This is a genomic window from Enterobacter ludwigii (genome assembly GCA_023023105.1).
Taxonomy (GTDB): Bacteria; Pseudomonadota; Gammaproteobacteria; order Enterobacterales; family Enterobacteriaceae; genus Enterobacter; species Enterobacter adelaidei.
In genome coordinates, this window is record CP083824.1 from 3,275,761 (window position 1) to 3,292,796 (window position 17,036).

22 protein-coding genes and 2 pseudogenes are annotated in these 17,036 nt (G+C 50.0%); 15 read left to right on the forward strand and 9 right to left on the reverse strand.

All coding sequences use genetic code 11. The annotated features are described in order from the left end of the window. Positions 1–3 precede the first annotated feature (3 nt). The 7 genes and pseudogenes from LCD46_15855 to LCD46_15885 all read right to left on the reverse strand — a co-directional run bounded on the left by LCD46_15855 (position 4) and on the right by LCD46_15885 (position 5,594). Positions 4–159 (reverse strand): annotated as a pseudogene (locus tag LCD46_15855) (IS30 family transposase). A 31-nt stretch (positions 160–190) separates the two neighbouring features. Continuing rightward, positions 191–1,783: an IS66-like element ISKox1 family transposase gene (locus LCD46_15860; protein UOY69543.1), complete on the reverse strand. Its 1,593-nt coding sequence runs from the start codon at positions 1,781–1,783 to the stop codon at positions 191–193. A gap of 30 nt (positions 1,784–1,813) precedes the next feature. Then, positions 1,814–2,164, reverse strand: a complete 351-nt coding sequence (gene tnpB, locus LCD46_15865) for an IS66 family insertion sequence element accessory protein TnpB (GenBank protein ID UOY69544.1) — start codon at positions 2,162–2,164, stop codon at positions 1,814–1,816. Then, a complete protein-coding gene (locus tag LCD46_15870; GenBank protein ID UOY69545.1) occupies positions 2,161–2,601 on the reverse strand; it encodes an IS66 family insertion sequence hypothetical protein in 441 nt (146 codons plus the stop codon). Before LCD46_15870 ends, tnpB begins: the two co-directional genes overlap by 4 nt. Before the next feature lie 83 nt (positions 2,602–2,684). Continuing rightward, positions 2,685–3,443 (reverse strand): annotated as a pseudogene (locus tag LCD46_15875) (IS30-like element IS30 family transposase). 55 nt (positions 3,444–3,498) lie between these two features. Continuing rightward, positions 3,499–4,422: an IS5 family transposase gene (locus LCD46_15880; GenBank protein UOY69546.1), complete on the reverse strand. Its 924-nt coding sequence runs from the start codon at positions 4,420–4,422 to the stop codon at positions 3,499–3,501. 51 nt (positions 4,423–4,473) lie between these two features. Next, a protein-coding gene (locus LCD46_15885; protein ID UOY69547.1) for an IS3-like element ISSen4 family transposase occupies positions 4,474–5,594 on the reverse strand; the annotation gives its coding sequence in 2 pieces (ribosomal slippage) (positions 4,474–5,336 and positions 5,336–5,594; 1,122 coding nt in all). A 641-nt stretch (positions 5,595–6,235) separates the two neighbouring features. Between LCD46_15885 and LCD46_15890 the strand changes: the two genes are divergently transcribed. Both LCD46_15890 and LCD46_15895 read left to right on the forward strand, forming a co-directional pair. After that, a complete protein-coding gene (locus tag LCD46_15890; protein ID UOY69548.1) occupies positions 6,236–6,427 on the forward strand; it encodes a helix-turn-helix domain-containing protein in 192 nt (63 codons plus the stop codon). Positions 6,428–6,656: 229 nt separating this feature from the next. After that, positions 6,657–7,655 carry a hypothetical protein gene (locus LCD46_15895; protein UOY69549.1) on the forward strand — a complete coding sequence of 333 codons (999 nt, stop codon included), beginning with the start codon at positions 6,657–6,659 and terminating at the stop codon, positions 7,653–7,655. On the opposite strand, the gene LCD46_15900 is transcribed toward LCD46_15895, so the two are convergent. Next, positions 7,652–8,611: a hypothetical protein gene (locus LCD46_15900; GenBank protein ID UOY69550.1), complete on the reverse strand. Its 960-nt coding sequence runs from the start codon at positions 8,609–8,611 to the stop codon at positions 7,652–7,654. The two genes, LCD46_15895 and LCD46_15900, sit on opposite strands and share 4 nt — an antisense overlap. Positions 8,612–8,692: 81 nt before the next feature. On the opposite strand from LCD46_15900, the gene LCD46_15905 reads away from it, so the two are divergent. The 11 genes from LCD46_15905 (at position 8,693) to LCD46_15955 (ending at position 14,423) form a co-directional block, all read left to right on the forward strand. Next, the gene (locus LCD46_15905) at positions 8,693–9,577 is read left to right on the forward strand and encodes a 50S ribosome-binding GTPase (GenBank protein UOY69551.1); all 885 of its coding nucleotides are present in this window, start codon (positions 8,693–8,695) and stop codon (positions 9,575–9,577) included. 260 nt (positions 9,578–9,837) lie between these two features. Then, positions 9,838–10,575 carry a DeoR family transcriptional regulator gene (locus LCD46_15910; protein UOY69552.1) on the forward strand — a complete coding sequence of 246 codons (738 nt, stop codon included), beginning with the start codon at positions 9,838–9,840 and terminating at the stop codon, positions 10,573–10,575. A gap of 56 nt (positions 10,576–10,631) precedes the next feature. Beyond that, complete coding sequence (locus tag LCD46_15915) at positions 10,632–10,904, forward strand: hypothetical protein (GenBank protein ID UOY69553.1); 273 nt, start codon at positions 10,632–10,634, stop codon at positions 10,902–10,904. 43 nt (positions 10,905–10,947) lie between these two features. Continuing rightward, a complete protein-coding gene (locus LCD46_15920; GenBank protein ID UOY69554.1) occupies positions 10,948–11,244 on the forward strand; it encodes a permease in 297 nt (98 codons plus the stop codon). 126 nt (positions 11,245–11,370) lie between these two features. Beyond that, the gene (locus LCD46_15925) at positions 11,371–12,192 is read left to right on the forward strand and encodes a DUF945 domain-containing protein (GenBank protein UOY69555.1); all 822 of its coding nucleotides are present in this window, start codon (positions 11,371–11,373) and stop codon (positions 12,190–12,192) included. Positions 12,193–12,215: 23 nt separating this feature from the next. Further along, positions 12,216–12,455, forward strand: coding sequence for a DUF905 domain-containing protein (locus LCD46_15930; GenBank protein ID UOY69556.1), 240 nt, complete (start codon positions 12,216–12,218; stop codon positions 12,453–12,455). A gap of 103 nt (positions 12,456–12,558) precedes the next feature. Beyond that, the gene (locus LCD46_15935; protein ID UOY69557.1) at positions 12,559–13,017 is read left to right on the forward strand and encodes an antirestriction protein; all 459 of its coding nucleotides are present in this window, start codon (positions 12,559–12,561) and stop codon (positions 13,015–13,017) included. Positions 13,018–13,032: 15 nt separating this feature from the next. Further along, positions 13,033–13,509, forward strand: a complete 477-nt coding sequence (locus tag LCD46_15940) for a RadC family protein (GenBank protein UOY69558.1) — start codon at positions 13,033–13,035, stop codon at positions 13,507–13,509. 8 nt (positions 13,510–13,517) lie between these two features. Next, the gene (locus LCD46_15945) at positions 13,518–13,745 is read left to right on the forward strand and encodes a DUF987 domain-containing protein (GenBank protein UOY69559.1); all 228 of its coding nucleotides are present in this window, start codon (positions 13,518–13,520) and stop codon (positions 13,743–13,745) included. A gap of 13 nt (positions 13,746–13,758) precedes the next feature. Further along, on the forward strand, positions 13,759–14,076 hold the full coding sequence (locus tag LCD46_15950; GenBank protein ID UOY69560.1) for a type IV toxin-antitoxin system YeeU family antitoxin: 318 nt from the start codon (positions 13,759–13,761) through the stop codon (positions 14,074–14,076). Positions 14,077–14,096: 20 nt separating this feature from the next. Next, the gene (locus LCD46_15955) at positions 14,097–14,423 is read left to right on the forward strand and encodes a toxin (GenBank protein UOY69561.1); all 327 of its coding nucleotides are present in this window, start codon (positions 14,097–14,099) and stop codon (positions 14,421–14,423) included. Between the two features lie 288 nt (positions 14,424–14,711). Here the strand turns inward: LCD46_15955 and LCD46_15960 are convergent, their stop codons facing one another. After that, positions 14,712–15,341, reverse strand: coding sequence for a helix-turn-helix domain-containing protein (locus tag LCD46_15960; protein UOY69562.1), 630 nt, complete (start codon positions 15,339–15,341; stop codon positions 14,712–14,714). 331 nt (positions 15,342–15,672) lie between these two features. Between LCD46_15960 and lpxP the strand changes: the two genes are divergently transcribed. Then, positions 15,673–16,593 carry a kdo(2)-lipid IV(A) palmitoleoyltransferase gene (gene lpxP, locus LCD46_15965; protein ID UOY72981.1) on the forward strand — a complete coding sequence of 307 codons (921 nt, stop codon included), beginning with the start codon at positions 15,673–15,675 and terminating at the stop codon, positions 16,591–16,593. A 356-nt stretch (positions 16,594–16,949) separates the two neighbouring features. After that, on the forward strand, positions 16,950–17,021 hold the full coding sequence (gene ypdK / locus LCD46_15970; GenBank protein ID UOY72982.1) for a membrane protein YpdK: 72 nt from the start codon (positions 16,950–16,952) through the stop codon (positions 17,019–17,021). Positions 17,022–17,036: the final 15 nt, after the last annotated feature.

A 17,036-nucleotide genomic window follows, 5' to 3' on the forward strand; every position in this document is an offset into this window, starting at 1 on the left:
GATTCAATCTGTCAATGCAACACCCCTTTCAATTATCTCTTTCGGTGTTTTGAACTTCAGTGTCTTTCTCGGTCTGTTGTTTAGCTGAGCAGCAACCAGATCTAGTTCATGTTGAGTATATTGGGCAAGACATGTCTTTTTAGGAAAGTACTGCCGAATTGTAAGCGTTAAGTGAGCGCCGTATTGACGGTTATTTATCGGTAAGAACCACGTTCCATGGCAGCAGTTCGGCCACTTTGTTGCTGGGCCACTCCGGCAGTACGCTCAGGATATGGCGAAGGTAGGCTTCCGGATCGATACCATTCAGCCTGCACGTCCCGATCAGTCCGTACAGCAGGGCTCCGCGCTCACCACCGTGGTCGCTGCCGAAGAAGATAAAATTCTTTTTCCCAAGACAGACGGCACGAAGGGCTCGTTCGGCAGCGTTGTTATCAGGCTCTGCCAGGCCATCTTCACAGTAGTAGCACAGCGCATCCCACTGGTTCAGGACATAAGCGAACGCTTCGCCCAGACGGGACTTTTTCGACAGCGTCTCATTTTTTTCTACCAGCCATTCATGCAGCGATGCCAGCAGTGGTTTGCTTTGCGATTGTCTGGCTGCCAGACGCTCTTCTGTCGTGAGGCCGCGTATTTCTTCTTCTATCGCGTACAGCTCACCGATACGTTTCAGGGCTTCTTCCGCTGTCGCTGTGTGAGTGCTTATATAGACATCATGGATTTTTCGGCGGGCATGGGCCCAACATGCGGCTTCTGTCAGCGGCCCTCCTTCACGTTCCGGACTGAACAACCGATCGTAGCCTGCGAAGGCATCCGCCTGCAGCACACCATGATAGTGGCGAAGGTGTTGCTGAGGATGTTTTCCCTGCCGGTCTGGCGAGAAGGCGAACCATGCCGCTGGCGGATCTGATGAACCTGCGCTTCTGTCGTCACGTACATACGTCCAGATACGCCCGGTTTTCGTCTTCTTTCTGCCCGGTGCAAGCACCAGAACCGGAGTGTCATCCGTATGCAGTTTGTGGCAGTCCATCACGTAGTGGTAAAGGGCCTCATCCAGCGGGGCCATTAACCGGCAACATGCATCCACCCAGTTGGAGAGCAGAGCCCGGCTCAGATCCACGCCCTGACGGGCAAAGATTTCGCACTGGCGATACAGCGGCAGGTGTTCGCAGTATTTGGCCGTTAACACGCGGGCCAGCAGACCCGGCCCGGCGATACCCCGATCGATGGGACGTGATGGCGCAGGTGCTTCAACGATACAGTCACATCGGGTGCAGGCCTTTTTCACCCTGACCGTGCGGATCACTTTCAGGGCGCTGGAGACCAGTTCCAGCTGCTCCACGCTGACTTCGCTGAGGTACGCCATACTGCTGCCGCATTCCGGACAGCTGGTTTCCGCAGGATCCAGCCGATGTATCTCGCGGGGAAGATGTGCTGGTAACGGGCGACGATGGCGGGACTGACGCAACTGGCGAGGTACCTGCGGATCGTCTTCCCGTCCGTTGTAGCGATCGCTTTGCTGCTCCTGCTGTTTCAGCAGGGCTTCGGCTTCTTCAACCTGTCGGCGAAGTTTTTCGGAGCGGGTACCGAACAACATTCGACGCAGTTTTTCTATCTGTGCCCGCAGATGCTCTATCTCGCGCTCTTCGTTCTCTATTTTCTCTTCTGCGCGGGCCAGTGCAGAACGCAGGAACGACTCAGTCTCTGCAACGAGACTGAGCTGACTGTCTTTCTGGCGAAGCGCGTCTTCCAGCGCAGCGATACGGGCGAGATAGTCGTGATTCATAACCGCTTTTATAATGCGGTTATGATTTTTTTACAACATTGTCAGTGAGTTAAGGCGGGATATTTTTGGCTGGCGCCAGTCCAGCTTATCAAGGAGCATGGCAAGTTGTGAGCGGGTGATCGCGATTTTGCCGTCGCGTACAGCAGGCCAGACGAACTGTCCCTCTTCCAGGCGTTTGATAAACAGGCACAGACCATCAGCATCAGCCCAAAGTATTTTCACGGTATCGCCACGGCGTCCCCGGAAGATAAACAGATGGCCGGAGAAGGGATCCTCATCCAGAACGTGGTGTATCTGTTCGCCCAGCCCGTTGAAGGATTTACGCATATCCGTGGCCCCGGCGACCAGCCAGATGCGGGTGCCTGACGGGAGGGATATCATGGTGTCCTCCCGGTCAATTCGCGGATCAGCACAGTCAGCAACTCTGACGACGGGTTCTCCAGCGTCATTTTGCCGTGGCGGAACTCAACATGACAGGAAGTGGCGCTGGCGTGAGCGGAGGAGAACGTACACAGAGTGTCATTCTCTGCTGCGGGCAACGGGTCGTTGATAACGTCGACGGACAACAGAGTCGGAGAAGCCGGAAGAGATTGAGGTACCACCGGCCCCACGATAGTTGCAGGCATTCGACGAGAGATTCGCCCCTCTCTCTGCCAGAGGCGTAGCCACTTAAAAATGAGATTATTATCAACGCCATGTTCCCGCGCCAGTTGTGCGACGTTGGCATCTGGTCGTGAAGCCAGTTCGACCATCCGAAGTTTGAAGTCACTGGAATAGACGGTACGCGATTCAGTTCGCCAGTTGGCAGCATTTTCCATAAACAGAGCTCCTTCTAAATTAGACGGAGCTCTAAGCTAGCGATCCCGGGACTGGAATCACAGGCGGCAGTGACTTGACGCTTACGCCGAATTAGCCCATTTGTGTTCTCATTTGTTCCCCGCTGCCAAGGACTCTGAGGATCGCAGAAGTAAACTTTAACGCCGGTGCTGACAGTAAATTCTAGATGTCTGGCCAGTTCCATTCCTCTGTCCCATGTCAGTGATTTTCTGAGTTCTGACGGTAAACTCAGGAATTTGTCGGTAAGAGCCTGATTTACTGAGACAGAATCTTTGCCCCTGAGTCTAAGGATGATCGTATAACGTGATTTTCGGTCTACAAGTGTGGCTATATGAGAGTTTTTTGTACCTGAGACTAAATCGCCCTCCCAATGCCCCAGAGAGCGTCTGTTATCGATATTTCGGGAACGTTCGTGAATTGGTGTTCCGTTCACTATGTTAATCGTACCTCTTTCGCCTTTGCGGGTATGACGCCTGCCATGGCGAAGGCTATGCGACCGTCGCAGATGCTGTATATTCAGGTGGTGTAGCGCTTCACGGCTACGAAAGTACAGCGTTTTATAAATTGTCTCAGGTGATATTCGCAGCGTTTTTTGACGTGGTTTTGTTCGCCTTAACCATCCTGATATTTGCTCTGGAGACCATTTCATCTCCAGCTTTTCCAGAACAAGCTTTCGCAATGGTAAATTTTGATCCAGTAAGCACGGTTTTGGCCTTTTCGCCATTCTGTTGGCTCGGTTATTAGCATCAACAGCTTTGTAATAGCGTCTGCCCCGATTACGCTGAACTTCACGTGAGATCGTCGAAGGACTGCGATTCAGCGCGGCTTTGTTGAATAAATAAGATTTCGTGCGAACGACCCTGTAGCTGGCTGGATTTTCAGGCAATACGCACGCTTTCTGGCATCCCAGCCTTTGTCATCCTGTTCAACGCACGCACCATGGCCATAGCTTCCGCTACCTGACCATCGTAGTCACGCAGCGTCAGTGAACCTCCCAACAACTGCTTCATTCTGTACATTGCCGTTTCCGCTATCGAGCGACGGTTATATTCCGTTGTCCATTTCCACCGTGCATTGCTTCCGCTCAGCCGCTGATTAGCAACGGCACGGTTGCGGTCTGCGTACTCACCGGGCCAGTAACCTGCACCTTTTCGGGGCGGGATAAGCGCGCTGATTTTCTTACGCCGCAGTTCATCGTGACAGAGCCGGGTGTCGTAAGCCCCGTCTGCCGCGGCTGCCCTGATTTTTCTGTGAGTCTGCCGGATAAGGCCCGGGAAGGCTTCTGAGTCCGTGACGTTATTCAGCGACAGGTCTGCACAGACAACTTCATGTGTGTTGCTGTCAACAGCAAGATGCAACTTTCGCCAGATACGACGGCGCTCTTTGCCGTGCTTTCTGACTTTCCATTCGCCTTCACCAAAGACCTTCAGCCCGGTGGAATCAATCACCAGGTGTGCGATTTCACCCCGGGTGGACGTTTTGAAACTGACATTAACCGACTTTGCCCGCTTACTGACACTGGTGTAATCCGGGCAGCGCAACGGAACGTTCATCAGGGCAAAAATGGAATCAATAAAACCCTGCGCAGCCCGCAGGGTCAGCCGGAATACGCGTTTAATCACCAGAACGGTGGTGATGGCGAGATCAGAATAGCGCTGGGGCCTTCCTCGTGATGAAGGCGTTGCCGACTCATACCAGGCCTGAATCGCCTCATCATCCAGCCAGAAAGTGAGGGAGCCACGGTTGATGAGAGCTTTGTTGTAGGTGGACCAGTTGGTGATTCTGAACTTTTGCTTTGCCACGGAATGGTCTGTGTTGTCGGGATGACCTGCCCCCACGATTAGATACAACACTCAGTTAGTAACGTCGGAATCTTCATTCTCAGAATGACCCTTTCTCCAGCCCGCTGCAAATTCAGACGGTGTCTGATAATTCAGCGTGGAGTGCGGGCGGCATTCGTTATAATCCTGCCGCCAGTCATTAATAATTTTCCTGGCATGAACGATATCGCTGAACCAGTGCTCATTCAAACATTCATCGCGAAATCGTCCGTTAAAGCTCTCAATAAATCCGTTCTGCGTTGGCTTGCCCGGCTGGATTAAGCGCAACTCAACACCATGCTCAAAGGCCCATTGATCCAGTGCACGGCAAGTGAACTCCGGCCCCTGGTCAGTTCTTATCGTCGCCGGATAGCCTCGAAACAGTGCAATGCTGTCCAGAATACGCGTGACCTGAACGCCTGAAATCCCAAAGGCAACAGTGACCGTCAGGCATTCCTTTGTGAAATCATCGACGCAGGTAAGACACTTGATCCTGCGACCGGTGGAAAGTGCGTCCATGACGAAATCCATCGACCAGGTCAGATTGGGCGCCGCCGGACGGAGCAGCGGCAGACGTTCTGTTGCCAGCCCTTTACGACGTCTTCTGCGTTTTACGCCCAGGCCACTGAGGTGATAAAGCCGGTACACGCGCTTATGATTAACATGAAGCCCTTCACGGCGCAGCAACTGCCAAATACGACGGTAGCCAAAACGCCTGCGCTCCAGTGCCAGCTCAGTGATGCGCCCTGATAAATGCGCATCAGCAGCCGGACGGTGAGCCTCATAGCGGCAGGTCGACAGGGATAAACCTGTAAGCCTGCAGGCACGACGTTGCGACAGACCGGTCGCATCACACATCAACATCACGGCTTCCCGCTTCTGGTCTGTCGTCAGTACTTTCGCCCAAGAGCCACCTGAAGCGCCTCTTTATCCAGCATGGCTTCGGCAAGCAGCTTCTTGAGTCTGGCGTTCTCTTCCTCAAGCGACTTCAGGCGCTTAACTTCAGGCACCGCCATACCGCCATACTTCTTACGCCAGGTGTAAAACGTGGCATCGGAAATGGCATGCTTGCGGCAGAGTTCACGGGCGGGTACCCCAGCTTCGGCTTCGCGGAGAATACTGATGATCTGTTCGTCGGAAAAACGCTTCTTCATGGGGATGTCCTCATGTGGCTTATGAAGACATTACTAACATCGGGGTGTACTAATCAACGGGGAGCAGGTCAGAGTCAATAGCCGATTTAGGTCACAGCACTCAATCTGTAATGTTTCCAGCACTACATTAGTCAGCCTTGTAACAAGCAGCAGGTAACACCTGTCGCAACTTACTGCGGTGGTATAGCTGATGCCTTCCATTCAACATGCAATCAATGTTCAGCAATCTGCAGCAAGATGTTGTTTGATATAGCTGTCCATATATCGGTTACGCTGACTTTAAATATATCTTTAATTTTTATTTATTTGGTTTGATTGGCTGGGTTTTTAATTAATGTTTGAATTTATATTCCAATCTTGATCTGTTTGTAAGATTTAAATACTAGTAAATGCTGCGTGGGTAGCAACCTGAATCTTACCATTTTTACTTTAATGGCAGGTCTCATTTGATCATTTTGCATGATCAACTTAGGCGGTTTTATCGGAGCATCTTACAAAGACTACACCATCAATCGTTTCCTCCCCTCTAGTTCGCAACTGAAGTGAATTGTCAAGACAATTTCTAGAGCGATCTTTTGCCTGCACTTTGTGGCCCTATACAGCCAGTATCTTGCGAAAGGGCGGCACATCAGGAGAACAGTGTGGAAAGAAGTGAAAACAATGACATGCAACTTGTAGATATGAAGTGGATCGCAGCAACGCTGAAAGTCACTGATAAATGGATTTATAAGCAAATTCAGGACGGAGAATTTATGAAGCCAATAAAACTTGGCAGAAGTTCTCGTTGGAGGCTAAGTGACATACACGAATGGTTGGAAAACCGCGTGAAGTGAACATGGACGGTATGTAATGGCAATATGTTGCAGAAAAGGGTGCAAAGAGAATATAGCATCTATTAGCTATGAATATGGTGTCAGGCTTTGTTATATCCACTTTAATAGACGGAAGGAATTGAGCCGAAAAAGGAATGTAAAGAAAGACATTCGCTGTAAAGTTTGTGGTGCTAATTTCTCTGAAACGAGAAATAATAAATTTTGCTCAAATAAATGCAAAGGGATTGGTATGAGAACCCTTAAGGATTCTGATAAAACTGAAATCCATAATCACTCGTACTGGCTTAACACAGAGGGGTTTATTAAAAACAATCCATTGCAATTGAATTCAATTAACGGTCTTGAGGATATCGCCAACATCATTTCACTATACCGAATTAAATCCCGATTACAGATTCCATGTAGCCATTTTTTGAAAAAGAAAATACGAGGCAACTGCAAAAAAAATGAACACAAACTAACTCCATTTATTAAGCTGGATTTAAGTCATAAGTATCCAAATTCAAAAGGAGGGATGAATGTACCAGAGAACATTATGATTGCACCTTCATTTATAAACAAAATGAATAAAGATAAAATCCCTGAAAATGATGCTTTTGAGATGTTTAATGGTCATTCTCTAAGTAAGAAAAGGAAGGATATGCCGCATAGTCTCATCAATTCTATCGTTAGAAATTATTCAGACGATGAAGTTAATGCATTGTTTTGTAAAATTGGCAAGCTGCCAAGAATAAAAAATGGACAAAGCAGATATTTAAATGCTGACGCAGTTTTCAACCAGGTTTTTATTTTTGATCTATTGAATGCGGAACTGATTCGCTTAAAAGAAAGAACCATCCTTTATTGTCTGAAATACATATGTAAGCTTTTTCGAAACAAAATAATTAAGTTTAAAGGTAAGCGTGTCACTTTTATTACCTGCTACTTTGATATGATTGCACTTGCTTTCTTTCATGCTTATTTGCGAGGCGATCCTGAACGCTTTTTATCCAGAATTAAGAGGTTCGTGTGGGTAATGGAAAATGGGAAGAAAACAATGTTAAGGGTACGTGCGCTTTTTTCTTCACTATCTCTGTTTAGGCGGTATTGTAAAAAACACCTGTCAATATCTGTTAGCGATCCTGCGTCTGCTAAAGAGAGTATATTAGACATTTATGCGAAGTTTTTTGCGGTTAAACCCTCCTACATTTCCGATGAGGGCTATCCGAGGTGGATTCGCAAATGCTAGTGAGGTGTGAATTCATTATTATCAAGTTCATCGCTAAGTATATCCATGAAATAATCGATCGCGTTCTTGATATTACGCAACTCAGTGCCTGAGGAATTAAGTGAGTTGTTTATTTCAGTGTTTTTTAAGATTACGCCTTTAGCTGCGCTCAATATTAAAGCATCGATGATAACGAATGTGTCAAGTGTGAGCAATTTCCTTTTTATTGTTTCAAAACTCAGCCAATTATCTATATCATTTTGCACTTGTTTTGGATATGACTGCCTTTCGAGTTTGATGATGCCTGCAATTTGGCTGGAGAGAATATAATCAGAGTAACGAAGATCAATTGTAATCCATAAATTAGATAAAGAGGCCATTTCAGTTGAGTAAGGATAATTATCTGGAATGATTTGGCTGGTCAGATGATTGATTTTATTAAAAACAGAGCTTAACTCAGGATTGGCGCTTCGGGCATTAGGGTAATCATTAGGAGTGAAGGGGAAGCATGCATGGCATGCTTCAAGAAAACGCATGTGCTCCTTTATACTGGGATGTGCATTTCTGGATTCATTAAAAATCCTTTCAAAGGTAAGTTTTTGCACAGCCTGTCTGGGGTTTTGTTTCCAGATAATTAAATCCACATTGTCTTGCTTTAAAATATCAAGGTTTTCGATGCGTGTTGACAACGTTTTTAACTTTTCCTTATTTGAATCGTTTTGCATGAATTTGTTTCGCAGAGTTCTCTTTTGGCTGTCAGAAAGCTTTTTATTATCAAAATCCATGCTGTTTATTTCCATGCGTTTGATTGCTCTTTCACAGTTAAAGAATAACTCTCTGCAGTAGAATGCATTCATTAACTCTTCTTTTTTATAGGTTGATATACGCCTGGAGTATAGTGCTTTGTTCTTTTTAATGAATTCCAGAACTTCTTTTTTTGCTTTTTCTTGATTGTGACTTTTCATTTTTTTATTCACGATTTAAATTTTCTTTAAATATATATCACCAGATTGACAGAGGCAAGCGATGCTTTCTTAATCAATTGATAAGGTGACATAATGAAATGCAATAAAGAATTAAATCAGCTGTATTCGCCACTTAGTCTGCTGCCCAGCAATGTTGCAGAGGAAGTCACTAAACGTCTGCACGACATTATTCATTACCAGCCCATCATCGGCATAATGGGAAAGACTGGTGCTGGGAAGTCGAGTTTGTGTAACGCACTGTTTCGCAGCACGGTCTCGGCCGTCAGTCATACCACTGCGTGTACCCGTGAGCCACAGCGTTTTACGCTGCAGGCAGGTGAACGCCAGGTGACGCTGATTGATCTGCCCGGGGTGGGCGAAAGCCCGGAGCGGGATGAAGAGTATCAGGCACTGTATCAACGTATCTGGCCGGAGCTGGACCTGGTGCTCTGGCTGATTAAAGCCGATGACCGGGCACTGACCCCCGACTGTGATTTTTATTTTCGGATGCTGTCACCAGGCAGTGCTGGGAGGGATAAGGTGCTTTTTGTCCTGACCCAAGCCGATAAAATCGAGCCTTCCCGTGAATGGAGCGGCTTTCTTAATCAACCTTCAGAGCAACAGTTAAAACACCTGAAGGAAAAGCAGCGCGCGGTGTGCTCGTTATTCAACCACCCGGCACTCCCGGTGATCACCGTATCAGCAGCCACTGGCTGGCATCTGCCTGAGCTGGTGGAGGTGCTGTTTCGCTCACTGCCTGCCCGCGCCAGCAGTGCCGTCAGTTCGGTCATCAGACCACAATACCGCACGCAAAAAATTGAGGCGCAGGCGCAACAGGATTTTGGCGATACGGTCAGCGACGTGATGACACACACCCTGTCGGAGCTGTCCCTTCCCTCCGCAGTGAATGCGGTGGTCAGTACCGTGATTAGTGCGGTGGTCTCTGTTGCCCGCAGTGTCTGGCGGTTTTTCTTCTGACGGCTGAAATGCCGTTATCCCGTGAGCAAATGCACCACTATGTGTGCACCTTGCATTCGCTCTCCGTTTGCCGGACACACCCTGTCCATTTTAGGTGTGGTGTATCCGGTTAAAAAACAGACTGAATACAGTCAGTGCCGCAGCCCGTACGGTACTGACGGGTGATAAAAATATTTTTCGCCCTGTCCATACCCTGACCCTCCCCCTGTTTACAGTAATCACATCTTTTTCAATACGTTCATCACGATGGAGAACATGCCATGTCACAGACTGAGCACCGCTATGACCGACTGGCGGTCAGACTGTCTCTCATTATCAGTCGTCTGCTGGCAGGCGAAACACTGAGCGTGAAGACACTGGCAGTCGAGTTTGGTGTCTCGGTACGCACCCTGCGCCGCGATTTTCGTGAGCGGCTGATATATCTGAACCTTGAGTACCGTCATGGGCACTGCCGATTGTTGTCAGATCCCGGTATGGCACAGCGTGCCCCGGGAACCCTGTGCTTTATGCGCAATGTTGGGCTTCAGCAGGTGTTTCCAGAAACGGACCTTCGCTTGGTAAACACGCTAACGGACAGTGAGGATATCTCATCCTGTCTGGTCTGGCAGGAGGACGCCGAAAGCGCCCCCGTCCGCCCCGGTCTCTTTTCCCGACTGGTCGATACCATCATTCAGCAGCAGTGCATCCGGGAACTGGCTGACGGTGTGCGGGCTGAACACCTGGCACCGTACCGGCTTATTTTCCTTGAGGGAGCGTTGTATCTGGTCGGTGAGCAGCACGGAAGGAGCGTTGTTCTGCCGCTGTCCGGGATCACCGCCATCACCGTCCTGAGTGAGGGCTTCGAGCGTCGTGATACGGTATGTCAACTCACCCGTCAGGTGGCCTTCATCCGGGCGCTGCCTCATTTCCCGGTCATGCACGACGTGATGGCTGCATCCCATTCTGCGCCACCTTTAACAGAGGAGAAGAGCCCTGCTGCAACTAACACGACGGGGTGACCATCAGGCCATCCCTTTCATTGTTGTCTATTACCTACTTAATAAGGAAACACCGTATGCATCCGCGTTATCGTCGCATGATTGCCAGCGCCCTGGCCCTCAGCAGTGTCAGTCTTTTTATCCCCACCGTAGCCCAGGCTGGATACAGTGATTACGAGGCATTCCGTCTGGTCAGAACGGAGAACAGCGCCGCGGGCGGGGCACAGAAAATCTGCACGTATCAGAGTATGGTCACCCGAAAATATGTCCAGTTGGACATGCCCTATACCTGCCAAGGCATGATGTTTCGCAACCGGAACGACGGGCTGTTTTACGACAGAACAAACTAACTCACTGAGTTTATGGAAATTGCCATGTTTAAGGAGGGCTGCTATGCCTTTGAGCCTTTGTCTCAGCCTGTCAACCCTAGTGGGGCTGATTATCACGGTTGTTGATACCCGTATTGTCGGGTTCGGGTATTCAGCATGGGCCGCCGTGCTGCAGTGTGTCCTGCCGGGCCTGGGCGTCTGGCTGGGTAATCTCATCCGAAAATGGATCATGCCGGATGCGGTTTACGGAAGTACCGGTGCCGTCATTCAGGCCCGTCTGCTCTGGGCGGTATTGCCCCAGTTTATTGGCTGGTTCATCGGATTTATAGTCGCCATGAGCATACTGGGTATCCGGGCCTGAGCCTCCCGCGACAAACTCAACGACGGGTATTCCCCCTTCCGCACACTTTGCTGTTTAACCCCCTACCACGGCCTGCTCAGTTGAGCAGGCCGTTTTCGTTTGTTTTTTTCTCACAGGAGTCTCGCCATGACCCGATTAGCCAGCCGCTTTGGTGCGGTAAATCTTATTCGCCGTGACCGTCCGTTAACCCGTGAGGAGTTAATGCATTATGTACCAAGTGTGTTCAGCGAAGACAAGCATGAGTCCCGAAGTGATCGTTATACCTGTATTCCGACCATTACCCTTCTCGATAACCTTCAGCGCGAAGGCTTCCAGCCATTTTTTGCCTGCCAGACCCGGGTTCGGGACCAGAGCAAGCGAGAGCACACCAAACACATGCTGCGCCTGCGTCGCGAAGGCCAGATCACTGGCAAACAGGTCCCTGAAATCATCCTGCTTAACAGTCATGACGGCTCCAGCTCATACCAGATGCTGCCGGGGCTGTTTCGTGCAGTCTGCCAGAACGGGCTGATTTGCGGTGAGAGTTTTGGTGAGGTACGTGTGCCACATAAAGGCAATGTGGTGGAGAAAGTCATTGAAGGGGCTTACGAAGTACTGGGGATATTCGACCGTGTGGAGGAGAAGCGCGATGCCATGCAATCGCTTTTGTTACCGCCACCAGCACAGCAGGCACTGGCCAAAGCGGCGCTCACGTACCGCTTTCGCGAAGACCACCAGCCGGTGACGGAATCACAGATACTTTCCCCACGCCGCTGGCAGGATGAGAGTAACGACCTGTGGACCACCTACCAGCGCATTCAGGAGAATCTGATTAAGGGCGGTCTGCCGGGCAGAACGACCAAAGGCAAGCGAGCTCATACCCGTGCGGTAAAGGGGATTGACGGGGACGTGAAGCTCAACCGGGCGCTCTGGGTCATGGCGGAGAATATGCTGCACCTAGCGTCCTGACACGCTGACTATCCGGAGTCACCATGACTGAATCGTTAACCCTGCCTCCCGGTTCGTTCTCACGTCAGCAGGCCGAAACCCTTATCCGTCTGTACCGTAATATCACCATTGAAGACGACCAGGGCAGTCACTTCCGCCTGGTGGTTCGCGACACCGAAGGCCGGACGGTCTGGCGGGCATGGAACTTTGAACCGGATGCCGGTGAAGGTCTTAACGGCTACATCCGGCAGTATGGCATCCACAAAGACACCGTTACCCGCTGACCCCGAAGCATTTACCCGCGACATCTCACCTTCCCGAACACGCTTTGTTAACCCCATACGCCAGCCCTCGCCGCTGGCGTTTTTTATTGACGGAGACATATCCATGACAACGCAGACGCAGTACGACCTCGCACCCGCTAACCAACCCGAATTTGAACTGACCGTCACGCCAGTCCCCGATGAACAGCGTATCGATTTCTGGCCGCAACACTTCGGCAGCATACCGCAGTGGCTAACCTTGGAGCCGCATATCTTCGCCTGGATGGACCGCTTCTGTACGACCTACGGCGGTGGTATCTGGTCGTTCCACACCCTGAGCAACAGCGGGGCATTTATGGCCCCCGAGTATGACAGTGACGATAAATGGCATCTGTTTAACTGTCTGAATGGCAACGATGCAGATATGAGTGCAGAAGCCGCCGGTATCGCGGTCTGCCTGATTGAATACAGCCACCATGCCTGTCGCACCGAATGCGATGCAATGACCGCACACTTCTACCGCCTGCGGGACTACGCCCTGCAGCATCCTGAAGCCCACGCCATTCTGCGTATCATCGACTGACCGGAGGAACAACGAATGAAACAGCTTTCCTTTTTACCCGGCGAGATGACGCCACACGACCGGCGTCTCATCCAGCGGGCGCTCAGGGCGCTGGACCGGCACCTGCATGAGCCCGGCGTGGCCTTCACCTCCACCCATGCTGTCCGTGAATGGCTGCGACTGCATATGGCCGCACTTGAGCGGGAAGCGTTCCGGGTGCTGTATCTGGACAACCAGAATCAGTTGATTGCCCATGAAACGCTCTTCACCGGCACGATTAACCGCACTGAAGTCCATCCCCGGGAAGTGGTCAAACGTGCTCTGCATTTCAACGCGGCGGCGGTGATACTGGCGCATAACCATCCTTCCGGTGAGACAACACCCAGCCAGGCTGACAAAGCCCTCACGCAGCGACTGGTGCAGGTGCTTCAGCTGGTGGATATCCGCGTCCCTGACCACCTGATTGTTGGCGGCAGGCAAATCTATTCGTTCGCAGAACACGGTCTGTTGTGAGGTATGACATGAAAATTATCAGTAAACGCCGGGCAATGACGATATACCGCCAGCATCCTGAGTCCCGGATCTTTCGCTACAGCAGCGGAAAATATCAGTGGCACGGCAGCGTCTGTCATTACACCGGCAGGGACGTTCCGGATATCACCGGAGTCCTCGCGGTATACGCCGAACGCCGCCAGGACCGCAACGGGCCTTATGCCTGCCTGATGAGTATTACCCTGAACTTACAATAAAAGGAGAGCCCCCATGACCCACATCATCTGGGGCCTGCAGCGGGCTATCACGCCGCGCCTGGGAGCCCGTCTGGTACAGGAGGGCAACCGGCTGCACTACCTGGCTGACCGGGCCAGCATCACCGGTATGTTCAGTGACGCCGAATGCCGGAAGCTGGATGACACATTCCCACACTTTATCCGCCAGATGGAATCGATGCTGACCACCGGTGAACTCAGCCCCCAACATGCCCACTGCGTCACCCTGTACCACAACGGTTTTACCTGTGAAGCCGACACCCTTGGCAGTTGCGGCTACGTATACATCGCCATTTATCCCACTCAGCGTTAATTACCTTCACGAGAGCAAACATGAAAACTTTACCTGCAACAACTCAGCGGGCAGCGAAGCCCTGCCTGTCACCCGTGGCTGTCTGGCAAATGTTACTGGCGCGTTTGCTGGAACAGCACTACGGTCTGACAATAAACGACACCCCATTCAGCGATGAAGTTGTTATACAGCAACATATCGATGCCGGTATCACCCTGTCAGATGCCGTGAATTTTCTGGTGGAAAAATACGAACTGGTCCGTATCGACAGGAAGGGATTTCGCTGGCAGGAACAATCCCCTTACCTTCGGGCTGTCGATATTCTGAGGGCAAGACAGGCAATAGGTCTTTTACGAGGATCTCATTGAGATATGGTAAGATGAAGTTTTCGAGTACGATATCTATTAAGCGGAATCGAACCAAAGACGGTTAGTTATTATTCAATGAATTCTGTCAAAATAACTTTTGGGGGCCTTATTGGGGGCCCCTTAACTTTATTAACAACAAATAAACCTTAACTATCAACAAATAAACCATACATATTCGAAGTCTGCAGGGGGGACACCATGACGCGCTCTCAGCAAGCCCAGCACACCTCATAACCAACTAATTTTCAAAAATCGTTTCTCAGGTATAAATATTAACCAAAGATAACTTTATGAGACGTAACGATAAACCGGTACACGACGGGTCGTGCCCGTCAGATTTTCAAATACCCATGTTTCATCCGTTGCGATCCTCATTCCCGCTTTTCTCAGACGCGACACCTCGGCTGCAATTCGTTGGATGCCAAACCAAAAAAGCGCATCAAGCGCAGTAACGTCCAGCCCACTCAGCAACGCCCGCTTCAGACGTTCAGCTGGCAGCTTAATTTCTTTGGCAATTTGCAAAAAGGGTTCGGCCGTGTGTGTGGTCGGGCTAATCCGCCGTATGCGGGTAGACAGACGGTATTGATAATTATCAGGGACGTCATTGAGATCCGTTTTAACACTCCAGACACAACCGAAGCGTTTACCGTTAAAAATGACATTTTTCTGGCTGAGTTCCAGCTCGTTACGTATCCCGGCTATAAGCTGGGGTGTACGCACTAGCAGCAGACGAAAAGGGAGCTCGAAACTGGTCACGTAATCGACATTGAGCAAGGCAATACGTAAACGCTCTTCGGCACCGGCTTTGCTCTCCCTGCATTCGCTCAAAACATCATCCCACTGCTTTGTCAGTCGGGAAGGTTCATTCGCTTCTGTAAACCTGTACTTTTCAATCTGGTAATCGATTTGTTCAGTCACCCGGTTCTTCCTGTCAGTCACGTTTTAGCCGTTAAAACAGACTTTATCAGCACCCATAATTATGCTCCAGAAATGAAGTGATACATCTTTAATTTGTCGATAAAAACCACAAAATCAACCACCTTTCTCATTGCCGCTTTTTTAATCAAAAACGAGTAATAGCACATATCGTATAACGGTGCTACATTACGCCGCCCACCCAAATCAGCAGTGGCCAGGTAACGCCGTAAAGTTCGGTAAAGCCTGCAACCATCACCTTGAAGAACGGTCTTATCGGCACGTCGTATCGCACACTCTGCGCTACCTTTACAGGCTTCACATAGGTTTTACTATTTTGTCTCAATCCCAATTTCAACGTGCGTTTTTACACCCGCGTTACTGGTTTACATGGTTTGGTCTTGGCGTTCTTTGGCTGATGGTTCAGCTTCCCTACCCCGTACTGCGTTTGCTGGGGTCTAAACTGGGGAGTGCATCCCGCTATTTCCTGAAACGACGTGAATCCATCGCGCGTAAAAATATCGAGCTTTGCTTCCCACAGTACAATGCCGAAGAGCGCGAGAAACTCATCGCTGAAAACTTCAAATCTATCGGCATGGCACTGCTTGAAACCGGCATGGCCTGGTTCTGGCCGGATGAACGCGTCCGTAAGTGGTTTGATGTGGAAGGTCTGGATAACCTTAAACGTGCCCAGATTCAAAATCGTGGGGTGATGGTTGTCGGGGTTCACTTTATGTCGCTGGAGTTGGGTGGTCGTGTGATGGGGCTTTGCCAGCCAATGATGGCAACCTATCGTCCTCACAACAGCCCGCTGATGGAATGGGTACAGACGCGGGGTCGTATGCGTTCCAATAAGGCGATGATCAGCCGTAATAACCTGCGCGGTATGGTCGGTGCCCTGAAGAAAGGTGAAGCCGTCTGGTTTGCCCCCGATCAGGATTACGGTCGTAAGGGCAGCAGCTTTGCCCCCTTCTTTGCGGTTAAAGACGTTGCAACGACCAACGGTACATTTGTCATTTCGCGTCTGTCTGGTGCAGCCATGTTGACCGTGACGATGGTAAGGAAAGCAGATAAATCAGGCTATCGTCTGCATATCTCCCCTGAAATGGCTAACTATCCGGAAAACGAATGCGAAGCGGCAGCGTTCATCAATAAAATTATCGAAACCGAAATCATGCGTGCACCAGAGCAGTACCTCTGGATGCATCGCCGTTTCAAAACGCGTCCCCTTGGCGAAGCCTCGCTCTATATTTAAGCCCTTCATGAAGGTTAGTTTCGCCAGGAAACTAACCTTTTCAATCACCTGTAATCACTCTGGACAATTGTTTTTCTGCGCGTCGCTAAAAGTGAATTTATTGCACTCTGAAATCAAACTGTCGCCGCTCCACGACACTCGTAAGTAACGGAAATTATTTAAGAAAATCCCTCTTGCCACCCCTCATTTTTAAGCGTACATTAGCGCCGTCTGGCAACAGGAAAGCACAGAATTCTGAGCTGGAGTTGACGGCGTAACGGGAAAATCTCTTTTCCGTTTTGACCGGATTTCAGCTCTCTATAATCAGGTGGACTCTGTTTTTAATGCGTACCACAAGATACGCGGAGCGATGAAACGTGAAATATTTCTTTATGGGCATTTCGGTGATTGTTTTAGTCTGGGCCGGAACCTTTGCCCTGATGATCTAGTGAAGAACATGCAGT